15 protein-coding genes are annotated in these 14,671 nt (G+C 61.3%); 11 read left to right on the top strand and 4 right to left on the bottom strand.

Annotated features, from left to right (window positions below):
* The first annotated feature begins 93 nt into the window (after nt 1-93).
* Nucleotides 94-1,149: a HoxN/HupN/NixA family nickel/cobalt transporter gene (locus HB675_RS18550; protein ID WP_213880188.1), complete on the top strand. Its 1,056-nt coding sequence runs from the start codon at nt 94-96 to the stop codon at nt 1,147-1,149.
* 14 nt (nt 1,150-1,163) lie between these two features.
* On the opposite strand, the gene HB675_RS18545 is transcribed toward HB675_RS18550, so the two are convergent.
* From HB675_RS18545 to modA, 4 genes are all read right to left on the bottom strand, one after another.
* Nucleotides 1,164-2,234, bottom strand: a complete 1,071-nt coding sequence (locus tag HB675_RS18545) for a nitronate monooxygenase (RefSeq protein ID WP_345945779.1) — start codon at nt 2,232-2,234, stop codon at nt 1,164-1,166.
* A 119-nt stretch (nt 2,235-2,353) separates the two neighbouring features.
* Complete coding sequence (gene modC, locus HB675_RS18540; RefSeq protein WP_213880187.1) at nt 2,354-3,442, bottom strand: molybdenum ABC transporter ATP-binding protein; 1,089 nt, start codon at nt 3,440-3,442, stop codon at nt 2,354-2,356.
* Nucleotides 3,443-3,445: 3 nt separating this feature from the next.
* Nucleotides 3,446-4,126, bottom strand: a complete 681-nt coding sequence (modB, locus tag HB675_RS18535) for a molybdate ABC transporter permease subunit (RefSeq protein ID WP_213880186.1) — start codon at nt 4,124-4,126, stop codon at nt 3,446-3,448.
* Nucleotides 4,126-4,875 (bottom strand): molybdate ABC transporter substrate-binding protein, encoded by a 750-nt coding sequence (modA, locus tag HB675_RS18530; protein WP_213880184.1) that lies wholly within the window; start codon nt 4,873-4,875, stop codon nt 4,126-4,128. The genes modB and modA overlap by 1 nt, the downstream gene beginning before the upstream one ends.
* A gap of 174 nt (nt 4,876-5,049) precedes the next feature.
* On the opposite strand from modA, the gene HB675_RS18525 reads away from it, so the two are divergent.
* The 10 genes from HB675_RS18525 to tpx all read left to right on the top strand — a co-directional run bounded on the left by HB675_RS18525 (nt 5,050) and on the right by tpx (nt 14,530).
* Nucleotides 5,050-5,736 carry a dihydrofolate reductase family protein gene (locus HB675_RS18525; protein WP_213880182.1) on the top strand — a complete coding sequence of 229 codons (687 nt, stop codon included), beginning with the start codon at nt 5,050-5,052 and terminating at the stop codon, nt 5,734-5,736.
* Between the two features lie 16 nt (nt 5,737-5,752).
* Nucleotides 5,753-6,673 carry a DUF72 domain-containing protein gene (locus HB675_RS18520; protein WP_213880180.1) on the top strand — a complete coding sequence of 307 codons (921 nt, stop codon included), beginning with the start codon at nt 5,753-5,755 and terminating at the stop codon, nt 6,671-6,673.
* 144 nt (nt 6,674-6,817) lie between these two features.
* Nucleotides 6,818-8,095: an aromatic amino acid transport family protein gene (locus HB675_RS18515; protein ID WP_213880178.1), complete on the top strand. Its 1,278-nt coding sequence runs from the start codon at nt 6,818-6,820 to the stop codon at nt 8,093-8,095.
* A 38-nt stretch (nt 8,096-8,133) separates the two neighbouring features.
* Nucleotides 8,134-8,628, top strand: coding sequence for a nucleoside 2-deoxyribosyltransferase (locus tag HB675_RS18510; RefSeq protein WP_213880176.1), 495 nt, complete (start codon nt 8,134-8,136; stop codon nt 8,626-8,628).
* A 127-nt stretch (nt 8,629-8,755) separates the two neighbouring features.
* Nucleotides 8,756-10,108: an OprD family outer membrane porin gene (locus HB675_RS18505; protein ID WP_213880174.1), complete on the top strand. Its 1,353-nt coding sequence runs from the start codon at nt 8,756-8,758 to the stop codon at nt 10,106-10,108.
* 102 nt (nt 10,109-10,210) lie between these two features.
* Entirely contained in the window at nt 10,211-10,705 is a 495-nt protein-coding gene (locus HB675_RS18500; RefSeq protein WP_213880172.1) for a hypothetical protein, read from the top strand.
* Nucleotides 10,706-10,968: 263 nt separating this feature from the next.
* Nucleotides 10,969-12,327 carry an oligosaccharide flippase family protein gene (locus tag HB675_RS18495; RefSeq protein WP_256737600.1) on the top strand — a complete coding sequence of 453 codons (1,359 nt, stop codon included), beginning with the start codon at nt 10,969-10,971 and terminating at the stop codon, nt 12,325-12,327.
* 42 nt (nt 12,328-12,369) lie between these two features.
* Nucleotides 12,370-13,317 (top strand): glycosyltransferase family 2 protein, encoded by a 948-nt coding sequence (locus tag HB675_RS18490; protein ID WP_213880168.1) that lies wholly within the window; start codon nt 12,370-12,372, stop codon nt 13,315-13,317.
* Between the two features lie 333 nt (nt 13,318-13,650).
* Nucleotides 13,651-13,941, top strand: coding sequence for a DUF1652 domain-containing protein (locus HB675_RS18485; RefSeq protein ID WP_213880166.1), 291 nt, complete (start codon nt 13,651-13,653; stop codon nt 13,939-13,941).
* Nucleotides 13,942-14,029: 88 nt separating this feature from the next.
* Nucleotides 14,030-14,530, top strand: coding sequence for a thiol peroxidase (tpx, locus tag HB675_RS18480; protein ID WP_213880164.1), 501 nt, complete (start codon nt 14,030-14,032; stop codon nt 14,528-14,530).
* Nucleotides 14,531-14,671 lie beyond the last annotated feature (141 nt).

The following is a 14,671-nucleotide window of genomic DNA, read 5'->3' as shown; positions in this document are numbered from 1 at the left end:
ATGGCAGGGGATTGGCCAAGGGAGACGGGCCTATAGTCCCTCGGACCGGCAGCGGATAGACTGCTCAGGGCAGGGTTTTCGAGGCAGGATGGGATGCTGGTTCAATTGGCAAAGGTGTTCGGCGATTCGAGCACGGGCGTGCGCACCCGGCTCTTCGGGATCTATGGGGTGTTGCTGGCGCTTAACCTCGGTGCATGGCTCTGGGCATTCCTGGCATTCCACGAGCATCCCGTGCTGCTGGGGACCTCATTGCTGGCCTACAGTTTTGGCCTGCGCCATGCCGTGGATGCCGACCACATCGCGGCCATCGACAACGTGACGCGAAAGCTGATGCAGGAGAACAAGCGGCCGGTGGCGGTCGGTTTTTTCTTCTCCATGGGGCATTCGTCGGTGGTGGTGGTGGCGTCACTGGGAGTGGCGCTGGCGACGTCGGCAATGCAGGGGCGGTTCGAGCAGTTCAAGACCGTCGGAGGGGTGATCGGGACCTCGGTGTCGGCCCTGTTCCTGTTACTTATCGCCCTGATGAACCTGGTGATCCTGCGCTCTATCTACCGCGCTTGGCGCACGGTGCGCAAAGGCGGTCGCTACGTAGACGAAGACTTCGACCTGCTGCTGGCCAGCCGCGGTTTTCTGGCGCGAATCTTCCGCCCCCTGTTTGCCCTGGTGACCCGCAGTTGGCACCTGTACCCACTGGGGTTCCTGTTCGGCCTGGGGTTTGACACGGCCACCGAGATCGCCCTGCTGGGCATTTCCGCGACCCAGGCCAGCGCCGGCCTGTCGCCGTGGTCGATCATGGTCTTCCCGCTGCTGTTCAGCGCCGGCATGTCACTGGTGGACACCCTCGACGGGCACCTGATGCTGGGTGCCTACGGCTGGGCTTACCTCAAGCCCATCCGCAAGATCTATTACAACATGACCCTGACCCTGGTCTCGGTGCTGGTCGCCCTGGTGATCGGCAGCATCGAAGCGCTGGGGCTGCTGGGCGACAGCTTGCAACTGCAGGGGCCACTGTGGGATTTCGTGGCGCGGCTCAATGACCACTTCGGCACGCTGGGGTACATCATCGTGGGGATCTTTGTCGCGAGCTGGGTGGGTTCGGTGCTGTGGTATCGGGTGAGAGGGTTTGATGCGGTCGAGGTGGAGCGGTGAGGCAATGGAGGCAATCAGGCTCTTGCCCGCCCGTATTCCTCGATCAGCGTCGCCACCAATACCGCCGCCGGCATCGCCCTGGCCAGCGGTGCCCCTTGCCCCGCCCATTCGGCGGCGAAATCATTTCTCCCCTTGCGGGCTGCCAAGGCATGCAGCGCCTTGGCCGCATCGTAGGCCAGCGGGTATTCGGCCGCCACCGGGACGCCGGTGGCCAGGTGTCCCAGGTACAGGCGGTTGGGCAAGCCCCGTGCCGGGCGGCCGGAGATGCTCGGGGTGATACGGGTGTCGTGGCCGCGCGCGCCGAGCAGGGCGGCGCGGTGTGCCGGGGTGGCGGAGGATTCAGGGCAAAGGATGAAGGCCGTGCCCAGTTGCACGGCGCTGGCACCCATCAGCAGAGCAGCGGCGATGCTGGCGCCGTCCATCAGGCCCCCGGCCGCGATGATGGGCAGGTCCAGCTGGGTAGCCAGCAGCCGCAAAAGGGGAATCAGCCCCAGTTGTGAGTCCTGGCCGGGGCGGTCGTCGAACACCCCGCGATGGCCGCCGGCTTCGGCGCCTTGCGCGACGATGGCATCGATGCCGCGCTCGGCCAGTATCCGCGCTTCGGCCAGGCTGGTGGCGCAGCCAAGGGTGAGGATGCCAGCGGCCTTGAGTTGCGCGATCCAGTCTGCCTGCGGTGCGCCAAAGTGAAAGCTGACCACGGCAGGGCGTTCTTCCAGCAACATCTGCAACATGGCCGGGTCGGCGACAAACGAGGTGTAGATCTCTTTCAATACCTGGGGTGGCTCGCCGCCGAACTCCTCGAACAGCGGCGTCAGGTGCGCCAGCCACGCGTTGTTGCGTGCCTCATCGAAGCGGGCCGGGGCGTGGCAGAACAGGTTGACGTTGAAGGGGCGCTCGCTCAGTTGCCGGGTCCTGTGAATCAGCACGCGACCTAGTTCGGCGGTGCTGGCGCCCAGGCCGATGGAGCCCAGGGCGCCGGCGTTGGAGACGGCGGCCGCCAGTTCGGGGGTGGAAACGCCGACCATGGGCGCCTGGATGATCGGGTGCTGGACGGCCAGGCGTTGCAGCAAGCTCGGGGCGGTCACGGTGCGGCTCCTGAAGGGGTGAACGGGTGCCCGTTATTTCATGGCGCAACGCTCAAAACAAGGTGTAGTTCGACAAGCCGTGCAGCCCACCGTGCCGGGAGGTGTTGCAAAGAGAGGCCTCACGCCAGCAACGCCACCGACTTGATCTGCGCCCACAACACCTTGCCCGGCTGCACGCCCAATGCGTCGCTGGAATAGCGCGTGATGCGTGCCAGCATTGGCGTACCTGCCGCGTCGAGGGACACGATGACATGCGCTGGATGGTGGGCGGGCAGGGTGGCGGTGACCGTGACCGGCAGGCGGTTGAGAATGCTGCTCGGGTCATCTCCCGACAGGCTCAGGCTGACGTCCCGGGCCTGGACCTTGAAACGCACCGGTGTGCCCATGGGCAGCATCGTGTGGGCGACCTTGACTGACAGGGTGCACTGGGGAAGCGTCAGGGTCAGCAGCTGATAGGCAGGGTCGTACCCACTGACTCGCCCTTGGACCACCACCCCGGCATCGTCCTGCAGCGCGGTGGGCAGGTCGAGGCGGGCGAACGTGGCGCCCACCGGGCCGCTGGCCAGCAGCTTGCCGTCCTCCAGCATGACCAGATGATCGGCCAGCCGCGCCACTTCATCGTGGGCGTGGGTGACATAGACCACCGGGATATCCAGTTCGTCGTGCAGGCGTTCCAGATAGGGCAGGATCTCGGCCTTGCGCTGACTGTCGAGAGCGGCCAGCGGCTCATCCATCAGCAGCAGCCTGGGGCTGGTCAGCAGGGCGCGGGCAATGCCGACACGCTGACGCTCGCCGCCGGACAGGTGCAGCGGTTGGCGGTCAAGCAAGTGGGTGATGCCCAGCAGCTCGCAGGCGCTGTCCAACTGCACCCGGCGCTCGCGGCCGGCAATGCGCCGCCAGCCGTATTCGAGGTTGCGGCGCACTGACAGGTGGGAGAACAGGCTGGCCTCCTGAAATACGTAGCCGATGGGGCGGCGATGGGGCGGCACGAATACACCGATGCGGGAGTCCTGCCAGATCTCGCCGTTGACCCGGACATACGCCTGGGGGGCCTTGACCAGCCCGGCGAGGCAGCGCAGGACCGTGGTCTTGCCCGAGCCCGACGGCCCGAACAGGGCGCTGACGCCGCGGCCGGGCAGACGCAGGTCCAGGTCGAGGGCGAAGCGTTCGTAGGTCAGTTGCAGTCGTGCATTGATCGAGTCGGGCACCCGTCAGCTCCAGGCGGATCGGTGGCTGCGGCTGGAATACAACGCCAGCAGCACGATAAAGGAAAATACCAGCATGGCCGCCGCCAGCCAGTGGGCTTGCAGGTACTCGAGCGCTTCGACGTGGTCGTAGATCTGCACCGAGACCACGCGGGTCTTTTCCGGGATGTTGCCGCCGATCATCAGCACCACGCCGAACTCCCCCACGGTATGGGCAAAGCCGAGGATGGCGGCGGTGATGAAACCGGGGCGCGCCAGCGGCAGGACCACGCTGAAGAAGCAATCCCAAGGTGAGGCCCGCAGGGTCGCCGCCACCTCCAATGGGCGCTCACCGATGGCGCTGAAGGCGTTCTGCAAAGGCTGAACCACGAAGGGCATCGAGTAGATCACCGAGCCGATCACCAGCCCGCTGAAACTGAAGGTAACCGTGCCCAACCCGAGGGCCTGGGTCAGCTGGCCGACAGGGCCGTTGGGGCCGAGCAGCAGCAACAGATAGAAGCCAATCACCGTGGGTGGCAGCACCAATGGCAGCGCCACCACGGCGCCGATCGGCCCGCGCCACCAAGAGTGGGTGCGCGCCAGCCACCAGGCAATCGGCGTGCCGATCACCAGGAGGAGGGCGGTGGTGAGCGTGGCCAGCTTGACCGTCAGCCAGATAGCTGCCCAATCGCCTTCGCTCAATGGCATCAGATTTCGTAGCCGTAGGATTTGATGATGGCGACCGCCTTCGGTCCCTTGAGGTAGTCCATCAGCGCCTGGGCGGCCGGGTTGCCCTGGCCCTTGATGAGCATCACCGCATCCTGGCGAATCGGGTCATGCAGGCTGGCCGGTACGATCCAGGCCGAGCCACTGGTCAGTGTGCCGTCTTTGTAGATCTGCGAGAGGGCAACAAAACCCAGCTCGGCATTGCCGGTGGAGACGAACTGGAACGCCTGGGTAATGTTCTGCCCCTCGACGATTTTGGGCCGGGTCGCTTCGGTCAAATCAAGTTTGCTCAGCACCTGAGTGGCGGCCAGGCCATAGGGGGCCGCCTTGGGGTTGGCGATGGATAAATGCTGGTATTGGTTCTTGGCCAGCACTTCGCCCTTGGCATCGACGTAGCCTTCCTTGGCCGACCACAGGGCCAGGGTGCCTACCGCGTAGGTGAAGCGCGAACCCTTGACGGTATCGCCTTCGGCTTCGAGCTTGGCCGGGGTGGCGTCATCGGCGGCGAGGAACACTTCGAACGGCGCGCCGTTCTTGATCTGGGTGTAGAACTGCCCGGTGGCCCCAAAGGAGGCCAGCAGTTTATGGCCGGTGTCCTTTTCGAACTGCTGGGCGATGGCCTGGACCGGCGCGCTGAAGTTGGCGGCCACGGCGACCTGCACGTCGTCCGCCCAGGCCGTGTTGAAGGTCAGGGCAGCAAACAGGGCGGCCAGCGGTGCTGTTATTTTCATTGGGTTGCTCCGAGGGGATTTCGTTATGTAATTGAATATATAGCGAATGGCCATTTGCTGAACAGCCCCATGACAAAAAGCTCAGGTGGTTCATGCGCGATCGGGGTGAACTGTCCAGCCTTTTTGCGGGTCAGCATTTGACGGCATCGATCCTTCTGCCACGGAGCACCCTGAATGAAGCCCTACATTATCTGCCACATGATGTCCTCCCTCGACGGCCACGCCCTCACCGATGGCTGGGATCGCCCGTTCAAGAACAGCGCCGGGGCGCTGTATGAAAAGCTGGCCGAGCAGTTCGCCTTCGACGCCTGGCTTTGTGGCCGGGTGACCATGGAGGAGATCGCCCACGGCGAGGGTTACCCCAAGGGGTTGGCCAGTGCACCGATACCGCGTACGTCCTGGTTCGCCGATCCCCAGGCCGACAAATTTGCCATCTCCATCGACCCTCATGGCAAGGTGGCCTGGAGGAGCAATCAGGCATTGGGTTGCCATGTGGTGGAAGTGCTCACCGAAGGCGTGGCCGATGATTACCTGGCCTACCTGCAATCGATCCAGGTGTCCTACCTGTTCGGCGGCAAGACCGACATCGACCTGCATCAGGTGGTGCAGGTCCTGGCCGAGGAGTTGGGTATCGAGCGCCTGTGCGTCGAGGGTGGCCCCCACGTCAGCGGCGGGTTCGTCAACGCCGGGCTGGTGGATGAAATCAGTGTGCTGATCTTGCCGTTGGTGGATGGGCGCGGTGCCCATCCCGCCTCGTTCGAGGTGTCGCAGGCCGCCTGGCAGCAGCCGACCTACCTGCGCCTGGCGTCCGCCGAGGTGCAGGAGGGCGGGGCGGTCTGGTTGCGCTATCGCCAGGCTTGAGCACGCGGGAGCGCCGATGAATCTCTTCCATGTGGGTATTTCCGGGTGGCGCTATGTGCCCTGGCGTGGCGACTTCTACCCCAAGGGCCTGACCCAGAAGAACGAACTGGCGTTTGCCTCCCGTGCCGTCACCAGCATCGAGATCAACGGCTCGTTCTATTCGCTGCAAACCCCGGATCGCTACGCCGAGTGGTATGCGGCCACGCCCAAGGGGTTCGTGTTCAGTGTCAAGGCGCCGCGTTACATCACCCATCTGCGACGGCTCAAGGACATTGAAACACCCTTGGCGAACTTCTTTGCTTCGGGTGTGTTCCAGTTAAAGGAAAAACTGGGGGCATTCCTTTGGCAGTTTCCGCCCAACTTCAAGTTTGACCCTGAACGTTTCGAGCACTTCCTGATGTTGCTCCCCACCTCGATGCAACAAGCGCGCAACTGTGCGGAAAATTGTGATGAGCGGCTGCGCAAACCGGGTTATTTGGAGGTGCCGAAGCGGGGCAAGTTGCAGCATGCCGTGGAAGTTCGTCATGACAGTTTTGCCGTGCCTGAATTCATCCAGTTGCTGCGTCGCTATCATGTCGCACTGGTCAAGGCGGACACCGCCGGCAAGTGGTTGTACGCCGACGACCTGACCGCCGACTTTGTCTACGTCCGGCTGCACGGCGCCGAGGCCCTTTATGAGAGTGGCTACAGCGACGCGGCCATCGACTATTGGCAGCGCCGCCTCCAGCGCTGGAGCGAAGGCGGCCAGGTGGCCGATGCGACACTCATCGAGCCGCGCAAAGGCAGGGTGGGCAAGGCCCGACAGGTCTTCTGCTATTTCGACAACGACGTCAAGGTACACGCCCCCTATAACGCCAGGCGCCTGCTCGAAGGGCTCGGTGCCGACGCCGACCTGTCGGTGGTGCCGGGCGAGCTGGGACCTTTCGCCACACCATGATCGGCCCGGCGGCGACGCCAAGTCTTTGCTTCTCAAGCACAATCCGGGACAATGCCGACCCTTTTTCAGGGCCGGGGCACTGCCCGCTGCACGATTTTCCTGCTTCCGGCCATTCTCGAGTAACCGGCTAGGGAGCACCTCCGGATGATTGACCAGGCCAAAAGCCTTGATGCCACGCAGGTCGCGCCACAAGCGACGGCCGTAGGCTGGAACCGCCACGACACTACGTGGATGCTGGGCCTGTTCGGCACCGCCATTGGCGCCGGCACCCTGTTTCTACCTATCAACGCCGGCCTGGGTGGCTTCTGGCCGCTGCTGGTGCTGGCGGTGCTGGCCTTTCCCATGACCTATTACGCGCACCGCGGTCTGACCCGCTTTGTCCTGTCCGGGCGTGAGGGCGCCGACATCACCGACGTGGTCGAAGAGCACTTCGGGCACAAGGTCGGCACCCTGATCACGTTGCTGTATTTCTGCGCAATCTTTCCCATTCTGCTGATCTATAGCGTGGCGCTGACCAACACCGTGGGCAGTTTCATCGAACACCAACTGGGCCTGCAGCCACCGCCACGGGCGCTGCTGGCGCTGGTGCTGATCCTTGGCCTGCTGGCCGTGGTGCGCTGCGGCGAGCGTTTCATCGTCAAGGCCATGAGCCTGATGGTTTATCCGTTCATCGTCGCGCTGATGCTGCTGGCGCTGTTCCTGGTCCCGCACTGGACCGGCGGCATCCTCGCCACCGCCCATGTGGCCCCTGAACCCATGGCCTTCATCCGCACCTTGTGGCTGGCAATCCCGGTGATGGTGTTCTCGTTCAACCATTCACCGATCATTTCCGCCTTTGCGGTGGACCAGAAGCGGCGTTATGGGGTCGAGGCCGACGTGCGCAGCGCGCGCATACTGTGCCGCGCCCATGGCTTGATGGTGCTGATGGTGCTGTTCTTCGTGTTCAGCTGTGTGCTGACCCTGGCCCCCGCGCAACTGGCCGAGGCGAAGGCGCAGAACCTGTCGATCCTCTCGTACCTGGCCAACCACTTCAGCAACCCGACCATCGCTTTCGCTGCGCCGCTGATTGCCTTCGTGGCCATTGCCAAGTCGTTCCTGGGCCATTACATAGGCGCTCGTGAAGGCCTCAAGGGCCTGGTGCGCAAGACGGGTCGCCAGCCCTCGAACAAACGGCTGGACCGTGGCGTGGCCGCCTTCATGCTGGTGATGTGCTGGCTGGTGGCGACGCTCAACCCGAGTATCCTGGGGATGATCGAAACCCTCGGCGGCCCGGTCATTGCCGCGTTGCTGTTCCTCATGCCGATGATTGCCGTGCGCCGCGTGCCGGCCATGGCCAAGTATGCGGGGCAGTGGTCCAATCTGTTCGTGGTGGTGGTGGGCCTGGTGTCGATCTCGGCCTTGATCTGGTCGCTTTCGGCGTAGAATGCCGGCCTCTCCTGGCTTCGACGGATGTTCCTTGCATGGCCCCGCAGATCTACCTTGCCGGTTTTGATGTGTTTCGCAGTGATGCCATCGAGCATGGCGCCTGGCTCAAGCAGCTGTGCGCCGCCCACGGGTTGTCGGGGCTGTACCCGATGGACAACCAACTGCCGGTTGACCTGACCGGCACACAGGCGGCGCAGCGCATCTACGCCGACAACGTGCAGATGATTCGCCGCTGCGATGCCGTGCTGGCCAATCTGAATTCATTCAGGGGCATGGAACCTGACTCCGGCACCGCGTTCGAAGTGGGCATGGCCGTGGCACTGGGCAAACCGGTGTGGGCCTATTTCAGCGCCAGCGGTGACTTGCGCGCGCAGCACGGCAGCCACCGGCCGGGTGTGGATTGCCAGGGTTTCACCGTCGAAGACTTCGGTTTGCCACGCAATCTGATGTTGGCCTGCAGCTGGGTCGGTTGCAGTGCCAATGCCGAGCGAGCCGTACAGCGTCTCGCTGCCTATATGAAAGAAATGTAAAAGATGAACATTAGCTCATGAACTGAATTTCATTTCATGGGCATAGTGGCCAATTGTCTCAGAACTGTCATGTGCTCTCTCCTTAATGGCGCTCAGGAAATCAATCACCTGCCAGATGAGAGCCATGATGATAAAGAAGTATCTCCCACCGCTGCTGAGCGCCTTGATGGCGCCGGTGGCCGTCAGCGCCCACGCCGACTTTTTCGACGACAGCCACGGTGACCTCACACTGCTCAACCGGTACCTGAACCAGCAGGGCAGCGATGTGGTGGGAAGCAATGCCAAAGCCAAAAGTTACCGCGATTGGGGCCAGGGCTTTGAATTCAACTTCAAGTCCGGTTATACCCCGGGCACCATCGGCGTCGGCCTCGACTTGCAAGCCTTTTACGGCCTGAAACTGGATTCGGGCGGTGACTTGAACGATAGCGCGCACCAGAGCCGGTACCCAGGCAGCATGTTCCCGCTGGACGACGGCAAGTCGGCCGACGACTTTGCCGTGCTCAGCCCGACGCTGAAGATTCGCTTCCTGAAAGACGAGTTGCGCTACGGCACCTTGTTCGGCAACAACCCGATCCTGGCCAACACCGACGGGCGCCTGCTGCAACAGACCGACACCGGCACGCAGTTGGTGTCCCGTGACCTGGACAACACGGTTTTCACCCTGGGCGATATTTCTCAGGTCAAGATCCGTAACGAAAGCAGCGATAACGGCATGATCACCGCCGGCGGTACCAAGACCAGTGACCGCTTCCTGTATGGCGGCGCCGATTACATGGGGTTCAAAGACACCACCCTGAGTGCCTGGTATTCGAATCTGCAAGACTACTACCAACAGTTCTACCTGGGCGCCAAGCGTACCGACGCGTTGCCGCTGGGTAGCCTCTTCACCGATTTTCGTGCGTACCGCAGCCTGGGTGTCGGCGGCAACGCGGACGGCGACAGCGACTATGCCGGTGCTGGTCTGTACTCTGGCAATGCCAAAAAAGGTCGTATCAATGAGTCGACCTTCAGCCTGATGGAAAGCTACAGCCTGTGGGGTCACACCCTGGGCCTGGGCTATCAGAAGAACAGCGGTGACAGCGACTTCCCGTACCTGGACTCGGGCTTGAACAGCGGCTCGTCCCTGCAAGGCCCAGGCTCGGGTGCGGACACCCCGGCCATGACCAACCTGCAGTTGAACAAGTTCCAGCACGCCGGCGAGCGTACCTGGGAAGGTCTTTACAAGTATGATTTTGGCCACATCGGGCTGAACGGCCTGAGCTTCACCGCCATGTACGCCTACGGTGACCAGATTCGCGTGGCCAGCGGTGGCAACTCCGAGTGGGAACGTGATCTGTGGCTGTCCTACGTGGTCCCGGACGGCAAGCTCAAGGGTTTTGGCGTGACCTGGAAAAACGCCCAGGCCAACCCGAGCATGACCGGCCAGACCCACCAGGACGAAAACCGTCTGTATATCAGCTACGTAGTACCGCTCTGGTAGAAGTTTTACCGCGCCTTCAGGCTTGAAGGCGTAGAGTGCTTGAGCCGAACCGTCGCGGGCGCTGTTGCCACCGACGGTTTTCGGCCATCACAGGAGCAACCGATGGACGAAGTACGGCAACTGGGCGATTTGCTGACACAATACGCCGCCAGCGAAACCTTCAAACAGCAGCAGTTCAGCGAACAGTGCGCCCATTGGCACCAGTCCATTGCTGATTTATTCGAGCGCATCGAACACTGGTTTGCACCATTGACGAGCAGCGGGCAGTTGAGCCTGGCGCGTGAATCCTGGCAGGCCAGCAATGCGCACTATCCCGCTGCCGAATCGCCCTTCAACAGCGAAAAGTTGGTGGTCACCCTCGCCGGTCGGGTGGTGGAGCTGGTGCCGGAAGTCATGGGCGCCAAAGGCAGCATTCATATTGCAGTGCAAGGCCTGACGTCTGATCGTCATGGCAGTCTCTCTCTGGTCAACTCGCCCCCGTCAGCCGATTGGCTGTGGCGCAAGGAGCGGGGTGCGAAAGAGCCGGAAGTGGCTGTTTTGAGTGCTGATTTATTGGCATTGCAGTTGCAGGCTTTAGTACCTAAAACCCGAAATTGACCGCTCGGCCGACGAAGAGTTCAGCAGGCCTCATGTATCTTCCGGAACATGAAAAAAAATAGCCAAAATGATGGCTCAACTATTGAGCTCCTTGGCCGATTAATTGATACGATGTGTGTCACATAGGTCAGGCAGCCTTGGAATCCGGCATCCGTTTTCCAGCCTGGGCCTCTTTTTGCGCTGTTCTCTCTCAGCATCTGTTCAAGATGACGTGGTTAGAGGCGTCATTCGTTTATCTCGGAGAACTGCAAATGGAGAGGAATTTGTCCTCTGACGCGTTGAAAGGCAGTGGTGGATGGCGGGGGCTGGTGGCCCAACTGCGCCAGGCCACGCTGTTTCGTCACATTTTGACCGCCATTTCCGGCAGTGCCGGTGCGCAGTTGATCAACCTGGCCTTGATCCCGGTCATCATGCGCATCTATGGCCCCGACGCGTTCGGTGTGGTGGGTGCTTTTCAAAGTCTCAGCATCATCCTTATTCCTGCTTGCGCCCTGACTTACCCCATCGCTATCGTGCTGCCCAAGTCCGATGCCGATTCCCGGGGGCTGATCAAGGTGTCACTGGTCATGGCCGCCATCGTCGCGGTGCTCACCGGGCTGATTTTCTTTTTCTTCGGCGAGCGCATTGCCGACCGCCTGAATCTGCAGTTGCTTTCGCCTTACCTGATGCTGCTGCCCATGGTCATGTTCAGCTCGGCGGCCCTGGAAATCACCCAGCAGTGGCTTTACCGCAACCATCGGTACACCCTGACGGCCCGTGCCACCACCGCCCACGCCCTGTGCTACAACACCTTGCGGACCGTCGGCGGCTGGTTGCACAACTCGGCGCCGATGTTGGTGATCACCAGTTCCCTGTACTACGTGATCAATACCCTGATGCTGTTGATCGGCATGGGTTACAAACGTGTGCCCCACGTACCTGACCCCAACGAGCCGCCGGCCAAGCCGTTCTGGGAACTGGCCCGCGAGTACCGTGACTTTCCGCTGTACCGCGCGCCGCAGGTGCTGATCAATGCGCTGTCGGTGCACATGCCCACCTTGGTGCTGGCTTCGGCGTTCGGCGCTATCCCGGCGGGCTACTTTGCCCTGTGCCTGCAAGTGTTGAGCATGCCCAGCAACTTTATCGGCAAGGCCGTGAGCAGTGTGTTCTACCCGCGCATCGCTCGTGCGATCCATGCCCAGGAATCGGTCACCGGCCTGCTGCTCAAGGGCGTTGCAGCCCTGGGCGGGGTCGGTCTGATTCCGTTTGCGACCCTGGCGATTGCCGGGCCGTGGTTGTTTCATCTGGCCTTTGGTGAGCATTGGACCAATGCCGGTGAATACGCACGCTGGTTGGCGATTGCCGAGCTGACAGGGTTCATGAACCTGCCATGCCTGGCGGCAGCACCGGCGTTGTCGCTGCAGAAAACCTTCTTGATCTTCGAGGTGTTCAGCACCAGCCTGCGTGTAGGCGGGGTATTGCTGGGGGCCTTTGTGTTCAAGGATGCCATGGCGGTGGTCAAGGCCTTTGCGCTCGCCAACATTGCAGTGAACCTGCTGGCGATCTTGATCGTGCTAATCGCGTCCAAACGCTGGTATGGACGCCAGATTTCCGGTTCGGCGCCCAGCCCGACCTTGTCTTGAATTGGTGGGGCAGTACCCCATGCTTGGACTGTGGAGAAACATATGATTAGTCACGATAAAGTGTGTGCTTTCGTGTTGAACTGGAATGGCGCCGACCAGACCATCGCCTGTATGGACTCGCTGAAGCTGCACTGTGATATTCCAGTGGTCATCATCGACAACGGCTCGAAGGATGACAGCGTCGCGCGCCTGACCGCCTACCTCAACGCCGAATCGGGCGAAGACGTGCTGGTGGCATCGGAAGATCAGATCAAGTCGATCAGTCAGAAGCACAAGCGCACACTGATCAGCAACAACGGCAACTACGGCTATGCCGGCGGCAACAACATCGGCCTGGAATACGCCCTGCGCGCCGGTTACGAATATTTCTGGATTCTCAACAACGACATCGTCCTCGAGGACGGCGCGTTGGAAGCCTTGCTGACGACCATGGAAGAAGACCCCAAGTGCGGCTTCGCGGCGTCGGTACTGGTGTATGAAAACAACCCGAACATCATTCAATGCGTGGGCGGCGGGACCATCTATCCGTGGCTGGGCAAGACCAAGCTGATCGGCAAGAACGCCAACCGCTCCGAGTTGACCCCGGGCCTGCCGACGTTCCCCAAGCCTGACTACGTCATGGGCGCCTCGATGTTGATCAGCCGCGCCGTGCTGGAAACGGTCGGCTTGATGGAAGACCGTTACTTCATGTATTCCGAAGAACTGGATTGGCAGTACCGCGGCGCCAAGGCCGGGTTCAGCTTCAAGGTGTCCGAGCACAGTTTCGCCCGTCACGGTGACAGTGGCAGCAGCAAGGGCCGCAGCCACATGTTCCATTATTATCGTAACCGTGCGGCGATCATGTACAACAAGAAGTTCCACTCCACGCCCGTCTGGCTGATGTCGGCGTTGACCCTTACCGCCATTACCATCTTGCAGAACCGCAAGAGCCCGAAGAACATCCGTTACGGCATCAAAGGCGTGGCCGAGGGTTTGTCCTTTTCCTGGTGATTCGAACCGTCAGCGTCACAATAAACCCCGGTGTAGCTACCGGGGTTTTTTATTATCTTTAGGGGCGTCGTCACGTCATGGCACCTGACCATTAGCGCCCACGGCGATAAACAAAAGTCATTCTAATTGCCTAATGGTTTGTTCTTCGTCGGCGGGGGCTGCGCTGAATCAATACACCTTGATTGCCCTCTGCTATCCGCCCTCGGCGCATTGCCAATCCGGCCGGTCGGGTATATACCTTGGGCATTATTCGATGAACCGGACTGCGTAACGGGCGTGTCAACAAAGCGCCTGTGCAGTCCCCCGGGAGACACCACCGCCGAGGTATAGATCATGCTGCCAATTGGACTTTCATCACTGGAACTTCGCAATATCATCGAGTGCGCCTTCTTGCCCTTGCACTGCACCTGTTCGGTTGCCGACGACCAATCGCTCTCTGTGCAGATCAGCGATCTTGAGAGCGGGCAGGTGCATCTGGACAAGCGCGGGATATCGCCAGACCGGCTGGCCAGCAGCCGTGGCATTTCCAACTTGATCGCCGAGATGCGTACCGAGTTGTCCGCCGAAAAGGCGCAGCAGCTGGAACCGGTGATCCATCCGGTCCGACAGGCGCGGTTCGGCTGAACCGTCTGTCGTTTTTGCAGGTGAGCTTTTTGTCGCGGTTCGTGGTTAACTTCTGGTTTTCCATCCCACCTCAAGAAGGACTAAGTCGATGACCCAAGTCACACTGCGCGGCAACCCCGTCAACGTTAATGGCCAACTGCCCACTGCTGGCGCCCAGGCGCCAGCGTTTCTTCTGGTCGGCAAAGGCCTGGCCGAAGTTGCCCTGAAAGATTACGCCGGCAAGCGCAAGGTTCTGAACATTTTCCCAAGCGTCGACACGCCGACCTGCGCCACCTCTGTGCGCAAATTCAATGCCCAGGCCAGCGAGCTGAACAACGCCGTGGTGTTGTGCATTTCTGCCGACCTGCCCTTCGCCCAGGATCGCTTCTGCGGTGCCGAAGGCCTGGAAAACGTCAACAACCTGTCCACTTTCCGCGCACCGGAATTCGCCACCGCCTACGGCGTTGCTCTGGCTGATGGCCCCTTGAAAGGTCTGACCGCTCGCGCCGTGGTGGTGCTGGACGAACACGACAAAGTCCTGCACAGCGAACTGGTGCCTGAAATCGGTCAGGAGCCAAACTACGAGGCGGCCCTGGCGGTATTGAAATAATTTGTACGAGTTGTTTGTTCAACGGTCTGGCTTAGTCCAGGCCGTTCTTGTTTCATAGGCGGCCCTGTTCGAGGCATGGAGCGCCGGCAAAGCGCTTTGCAGATGGCTTCGTACTGATTATGGTTCTGGCTTGATGCTATT

This window comes from Pseudomonas sp. dw_358, from assembly GCF_018449655.1.
GTDB lineage: Bacteria > Pseudomonadota > Gammaproteobacteria > Pseudomonadales > Pseudomonadaceae > Aquipseudomonas.
Note: the sequence above shows the minus strand (reverse complement) of the source record. Positions and strands in the feature narration are given on the sequence as shown.

What these genes read in the sequence shown, in the direction of transcription:
- HB675_RS18510 (WP_213880176.1), top strand. Translation starts at nt 8,134, where the DNA reads ATGGCCCCGCAGATCTACCTTGCCGGTTTTGATGTGTTTCGCAGTGAT.
- modA (WP_213880184.1), bottom strand. Translation starts at nt 4,875, where the DNA reads ATGAAAATAACAGCACCGCTGGCCGCCCTGTTTGCTGCCCTGACCTTC.
- HB675_RS18485 (WP_213880166.1), top strand. Translation starts at nt 13,651, where the DNA reads ATGCTGCCAATTGGACTTTCATCACTGGAACTTCGCAATATCATCGAG.
- HB675_RS18550 (WP_213880188.1), top strand. Translation starts at nt 94, where the DNA reads ATGCTGGTTCAATTGGCAAAGGTGTTCGGCGATTCGAGCACGGGCGTG.
- HB675_RS18525 (WP_213880182.1), top strand. Translation starts at nt 5,050, where the DNA reads ATGAAGCCCTACATTATCTGCCACATGATGTCCTCCCTCGACGGCCAC.
- HB675_RS18505 (WP_213880174.1), top strand. Translation starts at nt 8,756, where the DNA reads ATGATAAAGAAGTATCTCCCACCGCTGCTGAGCGCCTTGATGGCGCCG.
- modB (WP_213880186.1), bottom strand. Translation starts at nt 4,126, where the DNA reads ATGCCATTGAGCGAAGGCGATTGGGCAGCTATCTGGCTGACGGTCAAG.
- tpx (WP_213880164.1), top strand. Translation starts at nt 14,030, where the DNA reads ATGACCCAAGTCACACTGCGCGGCAACCCCGTCAACGTTAATGGCCAA.
- HB675_RS18490 (WP_213880168.1), top strand. Translation starts at nt 12,370, where the DNA reads ATGATTAGTCACGATAAAGTGTGTGCTTTCGTGTTGAACTGGAATGGC.
- HB675_RS18500 (WP_213880172.1), top strand. Translation starts at nt 10,211, where the DNA reads ATGGACGAAGTACGGCAACTGGGCGATTTGCTGACACAATACGCCGCC.
- HB675_RS18515 (WP_213880178.1), top strand. Translation starts at nt 6,818, where the DNA reads ATGATTGACCAGGCCAAAAGCCTTGATGCCACGCAGGTCGCGCCACAA.
- HB675_RS18520 (WP_213880180.1), top strand. Translation starts at nt 5,753, where the DNA reads ATGAATCTCTTCCATGTGGGTATTTCCGGGTGGCGCTATGTGCCCTGG.